21 protein-coding genes are annotated in these 18,924 nt (G+C 62.7%); 1 reads left to right on the forward strand and 20 read right to left on the reverse strand.

The genetic code is table 11. From position 1 onward, the window contains the following. Positions 1–155: 155 nt before the first annotated feature. The 9 genes from NSJP_RS19805 to thiS all read right to left on the reverse strand — a co-directional run bounded on the left by NSJP_RS19805 (position 156) and on the right by thiS (position 9,359). Positions 156–1,133 carry a M23 family metallopeptidase gene (locus NSJP_RS19805; protein WP_080884942.1) on the reverse strand — a complete coding sequence of 326 codons (978 nt, stop codon included), beginning with the start codon at positions 1,131–1,133 and terminating at the stop codon, positions 156–158. Between the two features lie 53 nt (positions 1,134–1,186). Further along, the gene (gene pafA, locus NSJP_RS00205) at positions 1,187–2,563 is read right to left on the reverse strand and encodes a Pup--protein ligase (protein WP_080888458.1); all 1,377 of its coding nucleotides are present in this window, start codon (positions 2,561–2,563) and stop codon (positions 1,187–1,189) included. Positions 2,564–2,732: 169 nt separating this feature from the next. Continuing rightward, a complete protein-coding gene (gene prcA / locus NSJP_RS00210) occupies positions 2,733–3,416 on the reverse strand; it encodes a proteasome subunit alpha (protein ID WP_080884943.1) in 684 nt (227 codons plus the stop codon). A gap of 2 nt (positions 3,417–3,418) precedes the next feature. Further along, a complete protein-coding gene (gene prcB / locus NSJP_RS00215; RefSeq protein WP_080884944.1) occupies positions 3,419–4,243 on the reverse strand; it encodes a proteasome subunit beta in 825 nt (274 codons plus the stop codon). Further along, positions 4,243–5,742 (reverse strand): depupylase/deamidase Dop, encoded by a 1,500-nt coding sequence (dop, locus tag NSJP_RS00220; protein WP_080884945.1) that lies wholly within the window; start codon positions 5,740–5,742, stop codon positions 4,243–4,245. Before dop ends, prcB begins: the two co-directional genes overlap by 1 nt. 10 nt (positions 5,743–5,752) lie before the next feature. Next, positions 5,753–7,426, reverse strand: coding sequence for a proteasome ATPase (gene arc, locus NSJP_RS00225; RefSeq protein ID WP_231989443.1), 1,674 nt, complete (start codon positions 7,424–7,426; stop codon positions 5,753–5,755). Between the two features lie 239 nt (positions 7,427–7,665). After that, a complete protein-coding gene (thiE, locus tag NSJP_RS00230) occupies positions 7,666–8,292 on the reverse strand; it encodes a thiamine phosphate synthase (RefSeq protein WP_080884946.1) in 627 nt (208 codons plus the stop codon). Positions 8,293–8,324: 32 nt separating this feature from the next. After that, a complete protein-coding gene (locus NSJP_RS00235; RefSeq protein ID WP_197685451.1) occupies positions 8,325–9,098 on the reverse strand; it encodes a thiazole synthase in 774 nt (257 codons plus the stop codon). Positions 9,099–9,116: 18 nt separating this feature from the next. After that, positions 9,117–9,359, reverse strand: a complete 243-nt coding sequence (gene thiS / locus NSJP_RS19570; RefSeq protein ID WP_231989444.1) for a sulfur carrier protein ThiS — start codon at positions 9,357–9,359, stop codon at positions 9,117–9,119. Positions 9,360–9,451: 92 nt separating this feature from the next. Here thiS and NSJP_RS00240 point away from each other — a divergent pair, with 92 nt between their 5' ends. Continuing rightward, positions 9,452–9,946, forward strand: a complete 495-nt coding sequence (locus tag NSJP_RS00240) for a histidinol-phosphatase (RefSeq protein WP_231989445.1) — start codon at positions 9,452–9,454, stop codon at positions 9,944–9,946. Here NSJP_RS00240 and NSJP_RS00245 read toward each other — a convergent pair. The 11 genes from NSJP_RS00245 to ffh form a co-directional block, all read right to left on the reverse strand. Then, positions 9,924–11,285: a S41 family peptidase gene (locus NSJP_RS00245; RefSeq protein WP_080884947.1), complete on the reverse strand. Its 1,362-nt coding sequence runs from the start codon at positions 11,283–11,285 to the stop codon at positions 9,924–9,926. The genes NSJP_RS00240 and NSJP_RS00245 overlap by 23 nt on opposite strands. A gap of 96 nt (positions 11,286–11,381) precedes the next feature. Next, positions 11,382–12,566 carry a murein hydrolase activator EnvC family protein gene (locus NSJP_RS00250; protein ID WP_172834051.1) on the reverse strand — a complete coding sequence of 395 codons (1,185 nt, stop codon included), beginning with the start codon at positions 12,564–12,566 and terminating at the stop codon, positions 11,382–11,384. Beyond that, complete coding sequence (ftsX, locus tag NSJP_RS00255; RefSeq protein ID WP_080884949.1) at positions 12,563–13,462, reverse strand: permease-like cell division protein FtsX; 900 nt, start codon at positions 13,460–13,462, stop codon at positions 12,563–12,565. The genes NSJP_RS00250 and ftsX overlap by 4 nt, the downstream gene beginning before the upstream one ends. Beyond that, positions 13,459–14,127 carry a cell division ATP-binding protein FtsE gene (gene ftsE / locus NSJP_RS00260; protein WP_080884950.1) on the reverse strand — a complete coding sequence of 223 codons (669 nt, stop codon included), beginning with the start codon at positions 14,125–14,127 and terminating at the stop codon, positions 13,459–13,461. The genes ftsX and ftsE overlap by 4 nt, the downstream gene beginning before the upstream one ends. A 5-nt stretch (positions 14,128–14,132) precedes the next feature. Next, positions 14,133–14,528, reverse strand: a complete 396-nt coding sequence (locus NSJP_RS00265) for a YraN family protein (RefSeq protein WP_231989446.1) — start codon at positions 14,526–14,528, stop codon at positions 14,133–14,135. Next, positions 14,515–15,189, reverse strand: coding sequence for a ribonuclease HII (locus tag NSJP_RS00270; RefSeq protein ID WP_080884951.1), 675 nt, complete (start codon positions 15,187–15,189; stop codon positions 14,515–14,517). The genes NSJP_RS00265 and NSJP_RS00270 overlap by 14 nt, the downstream gene beginning before the upstream one ends. Before the next feature lie 63 nt (positions 15,190–15,252). Continuing rightward, positions 15,253–15,684, reverse strand: coding sequence for a 50S ribosomal protein L19 (gene rplS / locus NSJP_RS00275; RefSeq protein WP_080884952.1), 432 nt, complete (start codon positions 15,682–15,684; stop codon positions 15,253–15,255). Between the two features lie 3 nt (positions 15,685–15,687). Then, positions 15,688–16,470, reverse strand: coding sequence for a tRNA (guanosine(37)-N1)-methyltransferase TrmD (gene trmD, locus NSJP_RS00280; RefSeq protein ID WP_080884953.1), 783 nt, complete (start codon positions 16,468–16,470; stop codon positions 15,688–15,690). Then, positions 16,460–17,002, reverse strand: a complete 543-nt coding sequence (gene rimM, locus NSJP_RS00285) for a ribosome maturation factor RimM (RefSeq protein ID WP_080884954.1) — start codon at positions 17,000–17,002, stop codon at positions 16,460–16,462. Before rimM ends, trmD begins: the two co-directional genes overlap by 11 nt. A 4-nt stretch (positions 17,003–17,006) precedes the next feature. Then, positions 17,007–17,291 (reverse strand): 30S ribosomal protein S16, encoded by a 285-nt coding sequence (gene rpsP, locus NSJP_RS00290; protein WP_080884955.1) that lies wholly within the window; start codon positions 17,289–17,291, stop codon positions 17,007–17,009. A 104-nt stretch (positions 17,292–17,395) separates the two neighbouring features. Then, positions 17,396–18,742: a signal recognition particle protein gene (ffh, locus tag NSJP_RS00295; protein ID WP_080884956.1), complete on the reverse strand. Its 1,347-nt coding sequence runs from the start codon at positions 18,740–18,742 to the stop codon at positions 17,396–17,398. Between the last annotated feature and the right edge of the window lie 182 nt (positions 18,743–18,924).

Here is an 18,924-nt window from a genome sequence, read left to right on the forward strand (position 1 = left end):
ATAGCGACACGTGACCATGAGCGGGTGGCGTGGCGACCGGCTTGATCGCGCGGAACGGAAGGGACCCACTGGGGGATGGGTGGAGTGAGCACGTCAAGCTGGTTGACACGACAGGACCCGCGAATCCCAACCTCACGTGTCGCGACCCGACTATTTTATTGCTTGGCTGAGATCGCCCCTGCTGAAACGGGTGAGGCCGCAGAAGAGGCCGAAGCAGGAGGCATACCGGACGCGGCGGCGCTGCTGAACGGCAGATCGAGGAGCGCGTAGGGGTTCACGCGGGCGCCGTTCAGCTTGACGCCCCAATGGAGATGCGGACCGGTGGCGCGGCCGGTGGCCCCGACCTTGCCGATGACCTGGCCGGCTTTGACCAAATCACCTTCCTTCACCAGCACTTCAGACAGATGGAAGTACATGCTGTAGAAGCCCAACCCGTGATCGACGAAGATCCCCTTGCCGGAAAAAAAATGATCGACCGTGAGGCGCACGACCCCGTCGTTGGTCGTGGCGACTTCCGTGCCCAACGGCGCACCGATGTCTTCTCCATTGTGGGGATTGCGCGGCTGGCCGTTCATGACCCGGACGCTCCCGAAAATGCCGGTGCGCTTGCCGCTGACCGGCTCGACAAACGAGCTTCGCCAGAGCCGCGAGGCGGAATTCTCAACCAGCGCCTGCTTCACCTGCTCCTGCTCCGCCTTCCAGCGCGTGACCGCCTTGTCGTCCAGGTCGACCTTGTCCTTGGGCAGCGTGAGATGCTCGATGTTGAACTTTTCCTTCGTGACCAGCACGTTGTAACTCAGGTGCTTGACCTCTTCTCCTTTGGTCACGACGACCGCCAACTCGTGCGTGCCCGGTTCGTCCTGCATGTCGATGCCGATGAGGCCGACGTAGCCCGGCACCTCGCCCCGCCGGTACTCCCGGAAGAAAGGAACCGTGCGGTTGAGGATCGTCCCCTTGACCTCGGTGACTTCCTCCTGGTGTGGCACCTTGACCACCACGACTTGCCCCTGTTTGCCGCTGTATTGGCCGTCGCTGCCTCTGGGCGGAGGAGGCGCAGTGGAGAACAATTCAACGGGAAAGACGCTCGTCAGCAGCACAACGCCGGTGATGATCGTCCGGTCGAAGGACGACATCCGCCTGAAGGTCCTCGTCGAAGTGCGCTCGGTCTGTACGGCAGCCTGTTCCATCATCGATAGAAGCGCAGTCCCGATACCTGGGCGACCAATTCGTCCACGCGGCGGTTCACCGCGCTGAAGGGGTCCATGCACAGGATCGTTTCTTCCCAATAACCGTTCAGCTTCAAGTAGGTCCAATCGACCGTGTACGAGCGGTTCTTCGCCCGCGCGAACCGGATGAAGTCGCCACGCACTTTGGCCCTGGTGGTCTGCGGCGGCGTGGACATGGCGCGCTGCACGGCGTCTTCTTCCACCACCCGCTCCACCAGGCCGCGAGATTCCATGAGATAGTACAACCCCCTGGTGCGTTTCACGTCGTGAAATTGGAGATCCAACAGGAAGACGCGCGGATCGTCCCACCCGCAGCCCTTCTTGTCGATGTACGACTGGATGAGATGCCGCTTGGTGACCCAGTCGACCTCGCGCACGAGCTGCAGCGGGTCTTCTTCGAGCTTGTCGAGGATCGTGGCCCATCGTTTCCAGACGTCGTCCAGGATCGGATCGTGGTCCTGCTGAGCCAGATATTCCTGGGCCCGCTCCAGATAGACGCGCTGGATCTCCACGGCGGTCAACTGCCGGCCGTCATCCAGCTTCACCTTGCGTTTCACGGTGGGATCGCGGGAGATCTCCCGGATGGCCTTCACCGGATCCTCCAGCTCCATCCCGTGCACCGTGTACCCCTCTTCGATCATCGAGAGCACCAGCGTGGCGGTGCCGACCTTGAGGTAGGTCACCAACTCGGACATGTTGGAGTCGCCCACGATGATGTGCAGCCGGCGGTACCGTTCGGCGTCGGCATGGGGTTCGTCCCGCGTGTTGATGATGCTCCGCGATGACGTAGTCGAGGAGGAGGTCTTTTCGTGAATATGCTGCGCACGCTGCGAGATGAAGTACTGCGGCTTGCCGGACACCTTCAGCACCTTGCCGGCGCCGCTGTAGATCTGCCTGGTCACGAAAAAGGGAATGAGCTGTTCCGTGACCTTCCAGAAGTCGACGTCGCGCCGCATGAGGAAATTCTCGTGGCACCCGTAGGTGTTGCCCAGCGAGTCGGTGTTGTTCTTGAAGATGTAGATCTCGCCCGAGAGTCCCTCTTCGCGCAGCCGTTCCTCGGCCGCCGGCAGACAGGCCTCCAGCAGACGCTCCCCGGCCTTGTCGTGGACGACCAGATCGAGGATGTTGTCGCATTCCGGGGTCGAATATTCCGGGTGGCAGCCGGTGTCCTGATAGAACCGCGCGCCGTTGACGAGGAAGGCGTTGGAGGGCCAACTGTTGGGAATCAGCCCTTCGAAGATATAGCCGAGCACCTTCTCCATGGGCAGGTAGATCCGGCCGTTGGGCGAGAAGATGAGCCCATATTCGTTCTCCAGGCCGAAGATCCGCTGCTTCATGGGACCGGGGGACATCATTGGATTCAGTTCCTCCCAGTACGTACCTATTGACCCGTCAGCCGCCGGCGCGGGTCGATACGACGCCCTAACCAGACAGAATACACACCCTATCCGGGATCTTCAACAGAACCGGGAGATCGCTCGGACTCGCACGCGAGGGAGGCGACCGTCAGGACAGCAGCTGTTTGGTTTCGGTTGGGGTGAAGCGGCGGAATTTTCTGCTGTCCCTCGTGCGATCCAACACCGCGACCTCCAGGCTCTCCGGGGACAACTTCTGGCTTCCGGTCGGATCGAGGGACGAGACGCAGAGCGAGAGCGCGGCCTTGAGATCCGGCGGCTCCGCGGGCAGCTTGTCTTTGAGCAGAGCCTGCACCGCCTCGGACTTGCCGCCGATGACCGCGTAGAGACGCTCGTCGATGATGCTGCCGTCGAACGAGATGCGGTACATCTCGTTGGCATGCCCGTTGTTGCCGACCTGCACGACCAGGATCTCGACTTCGAGCGGCTTGAGCTCCTGGCCGAAGATGGTGCCCAGGCTCTGGGAGTAGCCGTTGGCCAGCGAGCGGGCGGTCACGTCTTCACGGCTGTACATGAATCCCTTGAGATCGGCGTGCCGGATGCCGGCCTTGCGGAGGTTCTCGAACTCGCTGTACTTGCCCGCGCCGGCGAAGGCGATGTTGTCGTAGACCTCGGAAATCTTGTGGAGGGAGGCGCTGGGATTGTCCGCGGCCAACAGGATGCCGTTCACGTATTCCATCGCGATGATGGAACGGCCGCGGGCGATGCCCTTGCGGGCATACTCCGCCTTGTCCTGCATCATCTGTTCGGGCGAAACGTAATAGGGCATCGCCATGGTCAGTGTTCCTTCGCCCGGCGGGCGGCGATCATCTCGTCGTAGATGCCGCGGATCTGCTGCTCGGGCACGTCGGTAATCCCGGTGGCGTTCACGATCTTCGCAGTGGGATAGATGCCGCGGACCAGATCGGGACCTCCGGTGCCGACGTCGTCGTCGGCGGCATTGTACAGGGCCATGAGCGCGAGCTTGAGTGCGTCCTGCTCGGACATCCCCTTGCGGAAATGTTCCCGCATGGCGTTGCGCGCGTCCTTCCCGCCGGACCCAATGGAGTGGTAGTCCGATTCCTCGTATCGCCCGCCCGCCAGGTCGTACTTGAAGATCCGGCCCTCCCCGCGTTTCAGGTCGTAGCCGACGTAGAGCGGCATCACGACCAAACCTTGAAAGACCATGGGCAGGTTGGCCTTCACCATCTGGCCGAGCTTGTTGGCCTTGCCTTCGCAGGACAGCTGCACGCCTTCCAGCTTTTCGTAATGTTCCAGCTCGGTCTGAAAGAGCTTGGCCATCTCGATGCAGGGCCCCGCGGCACCTGCGATCGCCATAGCCGAGTAGTCGTCGATCTTGAAGACCTTCTCGATGCGCCGCTCGGCGATTTGGAAGCCCTCGGTCGCGCGACGGTCTCCGGCGATCACGACCCCGCCCTGATACCTGAGGCCCAGCACGGTGGTGGCCTGCGGCACGGTCACGGACCCGGCCTGCCTGGCAACATCCGCTCCGGCAGGCGCCAGCGCCGCGGCCCGGACGCCCGGGGTGAGATCGGGGTGTTGCGCCGTGAGGAAATCGAAAAAACTGGAGTCGTCGTGATTGGGGAGAAAAGGCAGTTTCATCAGGCTTTCAACTTCTCCAACAAGGCCTCGGCGCTGTCGGATTGCTCCAGCAAATCGGCGGTGAGCGCCTCGGTGCCTCGGAGCGGATCCATCAGCGGCACTTTCTTGATCGTCGTGTTGCCCAGGTCGAACAGCACGGAGGTCCAGCTCGCGCCGTAGATCGACTTGGCATATTTCCCCACGCAGCGCCCGCGGAAAAAGGCCCTGGTCCCCGACGGCGGCATGAACTCCGCCCGCGAGATTTCCACGTCCTGCACGATGCGCTCGACCATGTGGCTGCGCTCGAGGGTGTAGTACAGACCCTTGTCGGGGCGGACGTCGTGGTATTGGAGATCCATCAAACGGATGCGGGGATCGTTCCACCCGCAGCCCTTGCGCTCCATGTAGGATTCCATCAGGTGGCGCTTGGCCACCCAATCCAGCTCGCGGACCAGCGAACGCGGATCGCGCTCCAGCTTGTCGAGGACTTCTTCCCAACGGACGAGCACGTCCTTCGTCACCTGCGGCAGATCGTGGCAGGCATAAAAGTCCATCGCCGCCTTGAGATAGCCGCGTTGCATCGCCAAGGCCGTCGTTGCCTGCCCGCCGGCCAGCCGCAGCGGCTCCTTGATCGTGAGATCCCGCGACACCTGCTTGATGGCCCGGACCGGGTCTTCCAGCTCGAACTTCGGCAGGTCCGCGCCCGCTTCCACCAAATCGAGCACGATCGCCAGCGTGCCGACTTTCAGATAGGTCGAAAGCTCGGCCATGTTGGCATCGCCCACGATGACGTGAAGCCGGCGATACTTGGCATATTCGCAATGGGGTTCGTCGCGGGAGTTCACGATGGGACGCTTCACCATCGTGTTCAAGTCGACCAGGCATTCGAAGAAGTCGGCCCGCTGAGAGATCTGGTAGTCCGCCGGGCTGGTCTGATTCTCCGCTCCCACTTTCCCCGCGCCGGCGAAGATCGGACGGGTCACGAAGAACGGCGCCAGGACCTGGACGAGCCGTTCAAACGGCACGGACCGGGACACGAGATAATTCTCGTGGTAGCCGTAGCTGTTGCCCTTGCCGTCGGAATTGTTCTTGTACAGGACGATCTGTTCGCGGCCCCGCGCCTTGGTCATGGCGTCGAGGCACTGGGCGAGAATCCGCTCGGCCACCCGTTCGAAGGCCACGACCTCGCGGGCGTTCGTGCATTCCGGCGTGGAGTATTCGGGATGGGCCCCGTCGACGTAAAGACGCCCGCCGTTGGCCAGGACCTTGTTCAGCTGCCGGTTGTAGTCGGGATTGGGCCGCTCCCGCTCGCCGTCGACCTCGAAACCACGGGCGTCGAGGAGCGGATTTTCGTTCTCGTAGTCCCATACCGCATGCGGTACCGAGAGACCGGGATAATGGCCGATGACGGCGAGGGAGTTGGTAATGGGATCCGACAGGGCGGCGTCGCGCGATGCGATGCCGAATTCCGTCTCCGTACCCAGCACCCGAGGTGTCGAAGGAGCGTTAGCGTCCGCCATGGATCATGTTTTACAGATAGTGGCCCGTGGTGACCGTCTCTATCTGGCGCGAATCGGTCGGGGCGCCGCTGATCGTCCGGATGTGGACGATCTTCTCGCCTTTCTTCCCGGCCACCTTGGCCCAGTCGTCGGGGTTGGTCGTGTTGGGCAGATCCTCGTGCTCCTTGAACTCTTCCCTGATGGCCCGGATGAGGTCCTCGGATCTGAGCCCACGCCCTTCCTGGGCGATCGCCCGCTTGACCGCGTACTTCTTCGCGCGCGACACGATGCCCTCGATGAGCGCCCCGCTGGCGAAATCCTTGAAGTAGAGAATTTCCTTTTCGCCATTGGCATAGGTCACTTCGATGAACTTGTTCTCCTCCGAGGTCGCATACATCGCGTCCACGGTGATCTGGGTCAGGTGCTCGACCAGGGCCTTGGCGTCTCCGCCGTGCCGCTTGAGTTCGTCTTCCGCGAACGGCAGGTCCGTGGCGAGATACTTGGAGAAGATGTCCTTCGCGGCGGCGATCTCCGGCCGGCCGACCTTGACCTTCACGTCCAACCGCCCGGCGCGCAGCACCGCGGGGTCGATGAGGTCCTGGCGGTTGCTGGCTCCGATCACGATCACATTGCGTAGGCTTTCGACGCCGTCGATCTCCGAGAGAAACTGCGGCACGATCGTCGATTCGATGTCGGACGAGATGCCCGTCCCGCGCGTGCGGAACAACGCGTCCATCTCGTCGAAGAAGACGATGACCGGATTGCCGTCGGCGGCCCGCTCCTTCGCCTTCTTGAACACTTCCCGGACCTGCCGCTCCGATTCACCGACGTACTTGTTGAGCAACTCGGGACCCTTCACATGGAGGAAGTAGCTCCGGACTTCCTTGCCGGTGAGGTGGCCGAGTTTTTTGGCGATGGAATTGGCGACGGCTTTGGCGATCAGCGTCTTGCCGCAGCCGGGCGGGCCGTATAGGAGCACGCCCTTGGGCGCGCTGAGATGAAATTCGGCGAAGAGCTCCGGGTGCAGGAACGGCAACTCGACGGCGTCGCGCACCTGCTCCAACTCGCGCTGGAGGCCGCCGATGCGGGCATAGTCCACGTCCGGGACTTCCTCGAGAACGAGCTCCTCCGCTTCGGATTTCGGCAGCTTCTCGATGACGCAGCCGGACCGCGGATCGTACAACAGATGATCGCCCACGCTGAGGCGCTCCAGAATCAGCGGGTCGCCCAGCTCCGCGACTTTTTCCTCGTCGAAATGCAGCGTCACGAGCGCGCGGTTCCCTTCAAGCAAATCCTTGAGCCGCACGACCTCGCCCTGCACGTCGAAGCCCTTGGCCTCGATGACGTTGAGCGCTTCGTTGAGGATCAGCTCCTGTCCCTTGCGCAATCCTTTACCGCTCACGGAGGGATGAAGGCTGACCTTCATCTTGCGGCCCGACACGTAGACGTTGCCGGTGCCGTCCTGATTGAGACTGGAAAAGATCGCGTAGGTCGAGGGCGGCGCGGTCAGCTTTTCGACTTCGGCGCGCAAGGCTTCGATCTGCGCCTTGGCTTCCTGCAGCGTCAGGACGAGTTTTTCGTTTTGCTTGGTGGCTTGATCGAGCTGGTAGCGGGATTGATACAGCCGGCGGATTTCTTCCTCCATCGACTGGATCTGGACTCGAAGCTTCTCGGCTTCACGGGCATGTTCGTCATTGCGATGCATTACATCCGCCTCTCCATCGGACAACCGTTTCGTCATTCGCGTGACGGAATCGCGGAGGGACCGGAGTCGGCTCGGACTTCCCTTCTTCCCGCTCATCAGTGACCATCCAAGGAAGCGTCAATCCGTTTGCACCACACTGAAGTCCAAGTCTGCGTGGATTCTATCATCCGCTATTTTCACGGTCAACAGGACTGCGGGTTCCCGCGCGCACGGATCGCGCATTTGCGCCGAAGACGTCATCACGATGACGCCGCGTCGATCAGCTCGCGCGCGGCTCGTTCGACGTCGGGCGCCGACAGAATCGCCGCGATCACCGCGACGCCGAACGCACCGGCTCCGCGGACCTCGCGCGCGCGTTCCGCCGTCACGCCGCCGATGCCGAGAACCGGAATGCGCACCCGCGCGCAGATTTTTTCCAGCTCGTGCAGACCCAACGGCGGACCGAACGACACTTTCGACGGCGTTGCATAGATGGGACCGAAGACGACGTAGTCCGCGCCCTCCGATTCTGCGCGCAGCACCTCCTCTCCGGAATGAGCGGAGACGCCCACCACGCGATCGGGACCGACAAGCCGGCGCGCCACGGCGACCGGCAGGCTGTCGCTGCGCAAATGGACGCCGGTGTGTTCCGTGGCCAGGGCAAGATCGACACGATCGTTGATCAGCAGACGGCATCCCGCCGGATCGGCGAGTGCCCGGAGTTCCCGCGCAAGGGCCAGCAGCGCCCGGGTGGACAGATCCCGCTCGCGGACCTGCACCGCCGTGACGCCGCCGCGCAATGCCTGTTCCACGACCGAGCGCAGCGGCCGGCCGCCAGTCTGTTGCCGGTCCGTGACGAGAAGAAGACGGGAGTCGAAGCGGGGCATGGGCGCAGCGGCCGGAACCGGATGCCCGCCGGTCAGAGCATCCCCTCGATCGGGCTGCTCGCCGTCGCGTACAGTTTGCGCGGAATGCGGCCGGCCTTGTAGGCGAGCCGTCCCGCATGCACCGCGTACCGCATCGCTTCCGCCATGGCGATCGGATCCTGGGCCCCGGCGATCGCGGTATTCATCAACACGGCATCGGCGCCGTACTCCATGGCCAGCGCGGCATCGGACGCGGTCCCGACGCCGGCATCCACCACGATCGGCACCTTGACCGTCTCCATGATGATCTTCAGATTGTAAGGGTTGCGGATCCCCAGCCCCGACCCGATCGGCGCGGCGAGCGGCATGACCGCCGGGCAGCCGATGTCGACCAGCTTCTTGGCGACGATGGGGTCGTCGTTCGTGTAGGGCAATACGATGAACCCTTCCTTGACCAGAATCTTCGCGGCCTCGAGAAGGCCCACGGTATCGGGAAAGAGGGTCTTCTCGTCGCCCAGAACTTCCAGCTTGACCAGATCGGACACGCCGGCCGCCCGGGCCAGTCTGGCATACCGCACCGCGTCCTCCACCGTGTAGCAGCCGGCGGTATTCGGAAGGATGATGTACTTCTTCGGATCGAGGTAGTCGAGCAGGTTTTCCTTGGATCGATCCGTGATGTTGACCCGTCGGACGGCCACCGTGACGACGTCGGCTCCGGATACCTCGATTGCCTTCTTGGTTTCCTCGAAGTCCTTGTACTTGCCGGTTCCAACCCACAGCCGCGACTTGAACTCGCGGCCGGCAATCACCAAACGATCGTCATACATGGCTACCGCCCTTCTCCATTATATAAGGGAAGCCGCGTCGGCAATCCCGGTTCCGCCCCCGATGAACCCCAGGATTTCGACCCGGTCTCCGTCCTGAAGTCCCCGCCGATCAAACTCGGCGCGGTCCAGGATTTCCAAGTTGAGTTCCACGGCCACCCGTTCGGTCGTAATGGCGAGTTCGCGCAGCAGATCGCCGACGGTTCCGCCGGACTGAAAGCCTCGCGGCTCCCCGTTCACCCGAATGTGGATCGACTGATTCATCGGATTATCCTAGGTAACCGGAATTCCGATTGTCAACAAAGCCTCCCGCCTCCCTTGTCAGCGGACGCTCCAGGACGGCACAATGGGCCGTCGTGCACACGCCCATCAATAATCAGAAAATCGCCGCAACCTTTCGCGCCATGGCCGAGCTTCTGGCAAGCCGGCGGGCCAACCCCTATCGGGTCCGGGCCTACCGCCGGGCCGCCGACTCGGTCCTCAGCCTGGAAGAAGACCTGGCCTCGGTCGCTCAGCGGCAGGCGCTGGAAGACATTGACGGCATCGGACGGGAGCTGGCGGAAAAGATCGAGGAATTCCTGCGTACGGGAACCGTGAAATCGTACGAATCGCTGAAGACTCCCCTCCCCGACCCGGTCAAGGAATGGGCGGCTCTGCCCGGACTCTCGGATTCCCTCGTCACCTACCTGTACACGCGCCTCAGCATCACGACCCTGGAGGATCTCGAGCGGCTGGTCCGCTCCCACATGCTGCGCACGGTGCCGGGCTTCACCGGACCGGAAGACGCGCTGTTGAACGCGATCGCCTCGCTCCGCTCGCGGACGCAGCCTACGACGGACGCAGCTCCTTGAAGATCTTCCAGGTCTTGAGCATCTCCACCGCCTTCTGCAGCTGAACGTCCTGATCCATGGCAAGATCGCCCGACGGATCGGCCGACGGAGCCGCGGCCGGAGCGCTTCCGTTCTTGGTCGCAGCCTCTTCGGGCTTTGCGCCGGTGGATGGCTGCTCCTTCCCCGCTGCGGCGCCAGGTTTGGCCTTGGCGTCCGCGTCCTTCTCTCCCGGTTTGGCGTCAGCCTTCGCCACCGTGACCGGCGACTGCGGCTTCACGACGATGTCCGGCGTGATGCCGGTCGACTGGATCGATCGGCCTTTCGGCGTGTAGTACTTGGCGGTGGTCAGACGCAACCCGGATCCGTCACCCAAAGGAAGGATCGTCTGCACCGATCCCTTGCCGAACGACGTCGTGCCGACGATCACGGCGCGCCCGTAGTCTTGCAGCGCTCCGGCCACAATTTCCGACGCGCTCGCCGATCCCTCGTTGACCAGAATGATCATCGGCGCATCGTCCATCTGATCCCTGCCCTTGGCGAACCATTCGTCCTTCTTGCTCTCGCGGCCCTTCGTATAGACCACGAGTTTGCCGTTCGGCAGGAACTGCTCAGAAACTTCCACGGCCGCCGTCAGCAGGCCGCCCGGATTGTTCCGGAGATCGAGGATGGTGGACTGGAGCTTCTGTTCCTTGAACTGCTTCAGCACACGGCTGAGATCCCGGCCCGTGGCTTCCTGGAACTGCGTCAGCCGTACGTAGCCGATGTTGTCCATCACCTTCGACTTGACGCTCTCGATTTTGATCGTGTCGCGCACGAGCGTGAACTGGAGCGGATCCGTCGTGCCATCCCGTTGAATCGTGAGATTCACCTTGGAGCCCTTGGGACCGCGCATCTTCTGCACCGCGTCCATCAGTGTGAGGTCCTTGGTCGTCTCGTCGTTGACCTTCGTGATGTAGTCGCCCGCCTTGATGCCGGCGCGGAACGCCGGGGTGCCCTCGATGGGCGCGATGACCGCCAGCCGATTCTCCTTCACCCCGATCTGGATGCCGACGCCCCCGAACTCGCCTTTCGTCTCGACCTGCATCTCCTTGTACATCTCGGGCGTCATGTAGGCCGAATGGGGATCGAGCGTGGACAGCATCCCGCGGATCGCGCCCTGAACGAGATCTTTCACTTTCGTTTCATCGACGTAGTTTTTTTGAACCTGGGTCAGGACCTCGGAGAAGGTCTTCAACTCCTCGTACGTCTCGGTGGCATGGCCGGTGCGCTCCCATCCCTTGCCGATCACGACTCCGAAGACCAGAGCCAGACCGATCACCGGACTCAACATCCAGAATCGCCGCCGTGGATACCGTTCCATAAGCCTCAATCCTTTCCTTCCGGACAGACCGCCTTCCGACTCTGTCCCAGCCTCCGAGAGCCGACGTTCCGAGTCCGGATCTCGCGCGCACTCATGTTACCGTTTCGTCAACCATTGCATGGGATCGACCGCTTCGGTCCCTTCCCGCAGTTCGAAGTATAAAGTATTTTCCTTCGTCATGCCCGTATCTCCGGTCTCCCCGATGGCCTGGTTCGCCGTCACCTGCGCGCCCACCGTGGTCAGAATTTTCGAGGCGTGCGCGTACAGGGAAAAGAACCCGTTGGCATGATCCAGGATTATAACGAGTCCGTAGCCTTTCAACCAGTCCGCATAGACGACCGTCCCCTGCATGACGGCATGGATGAGGCTTCCCTCGCTTGCGCGGATCTCGATTCCCTTCCGCTGGACGTAGGTATTGAATGTGGGGTGCTTCTGGCGGCCGAAATACGAAATGACGCTGCCGTCCACCGGCCATGGAAGCATCCCTTTCACGCCCCGGTGCTGGGTGCCGGCGACCGGCGGCCTCGCCAAGGCCGCGCGCCGCCGCTGCTCCAATTCACGCAGCAGGCTGTCGATCCTGACCGCGGATTTTTCCAGTTCCTGCAGGGCCCGTTCCGAGGACTCCTTTTCCTGCGTAATCTTCGTCAGATAGACCTTCTTCTCTTTTTTGACCGAGCTCATCTCATGAAGCTGCTTCTCGGTACTCTGCTTGTAGACCCTCATGCCCGCGCGCGCCGATTCCCGCTGCCGCTCGGCCTCCTCCATGTCGTTGACGTCTGATTTGAACGTCTCGAGCAGGGCGTAGTCGCGCTCGGAGACGGCAGACAGGTACTGAAGCCTGCGCTGGAAGTCGCCGTACGAATCGGACGCCAGCAGGGTCTTCCAATACCCAGACCGCCCTTCCATATATTGCACGCGCAGACGCGCCAGAATGGCGTCCCGTCTCTGCCGGATGCTTCCCTGCAGCTTGGTGATCTGCTGGTTGATGGTCTCGATTTCCTGATCCTTCTTGCGGATCTTGCGGCTGACGTCCTGGTTCGCGTGTCTCACCTGCACGAGCCGCTCGTCGAGCGTCTGGAGCCCCTGAAGCAGGGAGTCGCGCTTCTTGCCCGCCTCGTCCGCCTGTTTCCGCTTTTCCTCGATTTGATCCTTCAGGCGTTCGAGCATCTTGCGCTCTTTCTCGATCTTGTCGCTGATTGCGTCGGCCGAGACCTGGGAGGCCGCTCCCAGCGACGAGACGAGGCAGGCGGCAAGCAGAAATCCGGCCGTCCAGTGTCTCATGCCTTGGCCTCGTCGAACCGTCGAAGCGAGACGAAGCTTCCGGCGCATCCGAGCGCCATGCCGACGACGATCAGCGCCAGGCAGAGCGGCATCGGGAAAAAAGCCAGCAGATTGTCCAGCCCGCTGAGCTTCCCGCTCGTCCGCATCTCGCGCCGAAACAACTCGTACAGGAGCTTGAGCATGAACAGCGAGATCGCGCTTCCGAGACCGCCGAGCACGGCCCCTTCCAGCAGGTAGGGAATGCGGATGAAGCCGGTGGTCGCGCCGATCAATCGAAGAATGGCGATTTCGTCGCGCCGCGCCAGCAAGGTCAACCGGATGGTATTGGCGATGATCGTCACCGCCGCCGCGGAGAGGATGACTCCGATGCCGATGGCCACCAGCTCGATGGATCGGATCACCATTGCCAGCGCGTCGATCCAATCCTGGTTGTAATCCACCTTGGCGACGTCGGTCATGCCTTGCACCCGCTCCGACCAGCGCTTCACCGCGTCAAGGGACCGGAAAGCCGGTCCCAGCGTCACGACGAACGACGCCGGAAGCGGATTCTGTCCCAAGCCTTCCAGCAAATGCGATTCCGACGGGAACTGATCCTTGAATTCCCCGAGGGCCTGCTCCTTGGAGACGAAATGGATCGCCGCCACTGCATGGTCGCCGCGCAACTGTTGCTCGAGATCGGCCCGCGCATCCGATGAAAGATGGTCATCAAGGTACACGATGATCTTGATGTCGTCCTGGAGCCAGCCGGCCGCCGCGCGCAGATTCACGTAGAGGAGAAGGAACACGCCGACACAAGCCAGGGTGAAGGCGGTGGTCAGGATCGCCACCATGGTCGTGGTGCGGTTGGTGCGCAAATTGACCCAGGCCTCCCGCAGGAGATAGTACAGCGTTCTCATGCCGGGACCCACTTCTCCGGCGTGAGCGTCCCGTGGGACAGCGTGATCACCCGCCGGTTGACCTGCGTCATGACCTGAGGATCGTGCGTCGCGACCACCACGGTGGTGCCGCGCGCGTTGATCAGCTTGAAGAGCTCGATGATCTCGGCCGTCAGGCCGGGATCCAGGTTGCCCGTCGGCTCGTCCGCCAACAGCACCACGGGGCCGTTGACGATGGCCCGGGCGATGCAGACGCGCTGCTGCTCGCCGGTGGACAGGACCATCGGCAGCTGATCCCGTTTGTGCTCGACTCCGACGGCCCGCAACGCTTCCGTGACCTTGCGCCGGATGTCCTGCGCGGAGATGCCCTGCACCAGCAACGGAAGGGCGACGTTGTCGAAGACCGTTTTTTTCGCCAGCAGGCGGAAGTCCTGGAACACGGTGCCCACCTTGCGCCGCAGGTACGGAATGTCCCCCTGCTTCAGGGCGGTGACGTTCTTGCCGTAGACGAAGACCTGCCCGTCGTCCGGCCGTTCGGCGCCGATCAGCATCCTGAGCAGCGTGGACTTGCCGGCGCCGCTGGCCCCCATGAGCAGCACGAATTCGCCTTTCTCGATTTCCAGGGTGACGTTCGACAGGGCCGGACGCCGGTCATACTGCTTGGACACGCGAATCAGTTCGATCATGGAGATTACCAGCGGAGATCGTCCCCCGGAACGTCGAAGGCGTCGCAGATATGTTCGATACGGGGCGGACCGGATCCCGCCCGCTGCTGCACGAGCACCACGTCAAACCGGCAGGACCGGCGGCTCCAATGATGCCGTGCGAGAAATTGCGCGGCGAGACGGATCAGCTTCTGCTGCTTCTGTTCGTGCACGGCATAGGCGGCTCCGCCGAATTCCTCGGTCCGGCGCGCCTTCACCTCCACGAAGACCAGGGTCGGTCCATCTTCGGCGACCAGATCCAACTCGCCCAGGGAGGAGCGGAGATTTCTCGCGACGATCCGATAGCCCTTGCGGATCAAAAAGTCCTCCGCCGCCGCTTCTCCTTCTTGCCCAAAGAGCCGTCTGGGGTCAAGGATTCTCACTGAACTGCTCATCCATATCCATGAACGACATATCAATATGCGGGACAGGCCGGGGAGCCAGGATGTTCGCGACCGGCGCGAAGGTGCGCCGGTGAATCTCCGACGGTCCGTGCTCGCTCAGGCGCTGCCGGTGCTCTTCCGTTCCATAGCCCTTGTGGGACAGGAAATTATACTGCGGATAGACGGCATGGTACTCGGCCATGAGCCGGTCCCGAGTCACTTTGGCGACGATGGACGCGGCCGCGATGGAGACGGACAGCGCATCGCCCTTGATGATGGACCGAACCGGCAGCCTCGCCCTCGGCAAGCTGACGGCATCGATGAGCAGGCAATCCGGCACGAGCGAGAGGGCGGCGACGGCCCGGTACATCGCCAGGCGCGTGGCCTCCAGAATATTCACGCGATCGATCTCTTCATGGGAGGCCGAACCGACGCCGATGGCCACGGCTCGTTGCGTGATGAGGATGAAGAGGTGATTGCGCTCCGGCTCGGTGAGCTGTTTGGAGTCGTCGATCCCGGCCAAGCGGCACCGGCTGGGCAGGATGACCGCAGCGGCGACCACGGGGCCGGCGAGCGGGCCTCGCCCCGCTTCGTCGAGGCCGGCGATCCGGCGGTAGCCGCATCGCCTGGCCTCCAATTCAAATTCGTCGGTAGGTCCCACGAAGTCGCCTTCACCAAGGAGGTCGCGGCAACCGGTCCACGTGGTCGAGAAAACCCGGTATCGCTAGGCGTGCGCGGGAGACGCGGATTCGACTTTGGCTCCCGCCGGCTCCTCCGCGCGCGCGGCCGGAGCCTGGGCCTTGCTCTCGGCCACGAATTCGCGATCCTCCACGCGGGAGAACTTGCCTTTCTTGCCACGGAGATAATAGAGCTTGGCCCGTCTGACTTTTCCCTGGCGCATGACGTCGATCTTGGTGACGATCGGCGAGTGCACCGGGAAAATGCGCTCCACCCCGACGCCGTAGGAAACCTTGCGTACGGTGAACATTTCCGTGTTCAGCGTCCCCTTACGGGCGATGACCGCCCCTTCATAGACCTGAATGCGTTCCTTCTCGCCTTCAATGACCTTCACGTGCACACGCACCGTGTCCCCGATCTCAAAATGGGGCATCGATTTCTTCGTGAGCGACCGTTGTACTCGTTCCAGCTGATTCATGGCTTACCCCTCCTCCCCGCATCGAACCGGCATCGCCGGCGTGCCTTCTCGGATAATGTCATCCAACAATTGACGATCTTCCTGATTCAATACACGATCCCTCAACAGATCCGGCCGATGCCGGTAGGTCGTGCGCAACGCCTCCTTGCGCCGCCAGCGCCGAATCACCTCATGGTGACCGGACAGGAGCACCTCCGGAACGGCCATGCCCCGCACCTCGACCGGTCTGGTGTAGTGGGGATACTCGAGCAGCGATTCGCTGAACGATTCCTCCACGTTCGAGGCGGGATCCCCGAGGACGCCCGGCACCAACCGCGCCGCCGCATCGATCAGCACCAGCGCCGCCAGTTCTCCGCCGGTCAGCACGTAATCCCCCACCGACACTTCCTCGGGTCCGAGCGACACCCTGACCCGCTCGTCGATGCCTTCATAGTGGCCGCAGAGCATCACGAGCGGCCGCGAATCCTCGGCCAGGCTTTTCGCGTAGGCCTGCGTGAACGGACGGCCCTGCGGCGACGGAAACAGCAGCCGGATCGACTCGCCATTCCGCTGATAGCCCGCCCGGATCTCCTCGACCGCGCGCAAAATCGGTTCGGCCTTCATGACCATGCCGGCCCCGCCGCCGTACGGCACGTCGTCCGCGACCTTGTGTTTGTCGAGCGTAAAGTCGCGCAGATTGTGGACCTGCACGGTCAACAGCCCCTTCTCCTGCGCCCGCTTCAACATGCTCGCGCCGACGACGGGGGCGATCATCTCCGGAAACAGCGTGATGACGTTACAACGCATCGCGGTCCTCGACCAGTTCCTCGAGCGCCCGCACGATCATGCGCCGTCCCAGCACGTCGACCGATGCCACGAAATTCTTCACGGCGGGGATGAGGAGCTCGCGATCTCCATCGCGGACGACGATGATATGCTGCCCCGGCAGTTCCCACAACGCGTCGATCGTTCCCAACGCTCGGCCCCCTTCATCTTCGACGCGCATCCCGACGAGATCGCACTCGTAAAATACGTCGGCCGGTTCGGCCGCCCGCCCCTTCTCGCGCGGCGGGACCTGAATCAGCGTTCCGCGCAGCAGGCCCGCGGCTTCGGGCGTGGTAATGCCGGCAAAACGCATGATGTAAGACGCGCCGGCGCGCCGCACATGCGTCACCTCTTCGTTACGAACCAGCCCCTCCGCCCCGACGACGCTCACGGACTTCAACCGGTCGAACCGGCCGGGCACATCGCTCAACGGACGAACCTTCACTTCCCCCTTCACGCCGAAGGGCCGTTCGATTCGGCCGACCGTGACGCGATCGTCCTGCGCGGCGACCAAGGAATTATGCCTCTTTCTTCTTCGCCGTCTTCTCGGTTTCGAACTGCTTCCACAGCCCGGACCGGCGCAACAGTGTCTTGACCGTCACCGTGGGCTGGGCGCCCTGGTGCAGCCACCTGAGCACGCGCTCCTGCTTGAGTTCCGGCAATCCCGCCGGCTTGAGCGGATCGAAGATCCCCAAAATTTCCAGGAACCTTCCGTCGCGCGGCTTCCGTGAATCCGCCGCCACGACCCGATACAGGGGGCGTTTATGTCGCCCGGTTCTCGTCAATCGCAAATGAACGGCCACTGTCAGTCCTCCTTTGAAATAAGCGAGCTATCTGGAATACCCGTCAGCCCGGTTGAGTGTCGATCCGGATGGTTCACACGCCTGCGCCTGCGGGAAGCGGCGCGTTACCTCGAGTTCAGCAGCTGCGCCAATTGGCGGCGGCCGCTCGCGCCCGTCAGCATCTTGGCGAGCTTGCGCGCCGAGAGAAACTGCTTGATCAGGCGGTTGACTTCCATCACGTTGGTCCCGCTCCCGCGCGCGATCCGCTTCTTGCGGCTGCCGTTGATGAGCGTATGGTCGCGCCGCTCCCGCCGGGTCATCGAATCGATGATCGCGACGACGCGCTTCATCTCCCGTTCCGGCACCTGCCCCTCCATGGCTCCGCGGAGCTTCTGGCCCCCCGGCAGCATGCCCAGGATCTGATCCAACGAGCCGAGCTTGTTGACCTGTGCCAACTGGGCGCGGAAATCCTCCAGCGTAAAGGTATTGCTCGTCAGCCGCTTCTGCGCTTCTTCCGCCTGCTCGCGCGTGAACGTTTCCTGCGCCTTCTCGATCAGGGACAGCACGTCGCCCATCCCCAGAATACGGGACGCCATGCGGTCCGGATGGAACAGTTCCAGCGCATCGAGCTTTTCCCCGACGCCCAGGAACTTGATCGGCTGGCCGGTCACCGCACGGATGGAGAGCACGGCGCCGCCCCGCGCATCGCCTTCCACTTTGGTGAGGATGATGCCCGTCACCCCGACGCGCTCGTGAAACTGCGTGGCCATGTTGACCGCGTCCTGTCCGGTCATGGCGTCGGCGACCAGCAGCACTTCGTGGGGTTTCACCGCGGCTTTCACCGCGACGAGTTCGCCCATCAACTCATCGTCGACATGCAGGCGCCCGCCCGTATCCAGTACGACCACGTCGAACCCCTGGTCCGTTCCGCGCCGGACGCCGTCTTGACAGATGCGCACGACGTCGGTCTGCGAAGCCCCGGCCTGGTCCTGCCGGTGCACGTCGATCTGAAGATCCCGTCCCAAAGACGCCAATTGATCGCCTGCGGCGGGGCGGCGGGGATCTGCCGCAACCAGCAGCACGCGCCGGCCTTGCTGTTTGAAGAACCGGGCCAGCTTGCCGCAGGTCGTGGTCTTGCCGGCGCCTTGGAGTCCGACCATCATGACGACGGTCGGCGGCGCCGACGATAGTGCAAGCCCGGCCTTCTCCCCGCCCATCATGGCGCGGAGTTCGTCCCAGACCACTTTCACGACCTGGTGGCCCGGCGTCAGGCTCTGCATGACTTCCTGGCCGACGGCCTTCTTGCCGACCCGTTCGACGAAGTCTTTGACGATCTTGAAATTCACGTCCGCCTCGAGCAAGGCCAGGCGGACTTCCTTCATGGCTTCCGCGATGTTCTGCTCGGTGAGTACACCGGAGCCGCGGAGCTTCTTCAGGATTTTTTCGAATTTTTCGCTGAGCGCGTCGAGCATATCGTCACAAAGAAAAAGGCAATCGAAGCCGCTGTATCCAGATCTCCGATCGCCTCGAAAAATCTAGCAAAAGAGCACCGGGCAGTCTAATGAACCGTGCCGGTGAAGTCAAGGGATCGACGCGAGCATTTTGTTGACATGCCCGGGACCTTTCGCTATGGTCCTGAACATGAATCGCTGAG

It is taken from the genome of Nitrospira japonica (assembly GCF_900169565.1).
GTDB lineage: Bacteria > Nitrospirota > Nitrospiria > Nitrospirales > Nitrospiraceae > Nitrospira_C > Nitrospira_C japonica_A.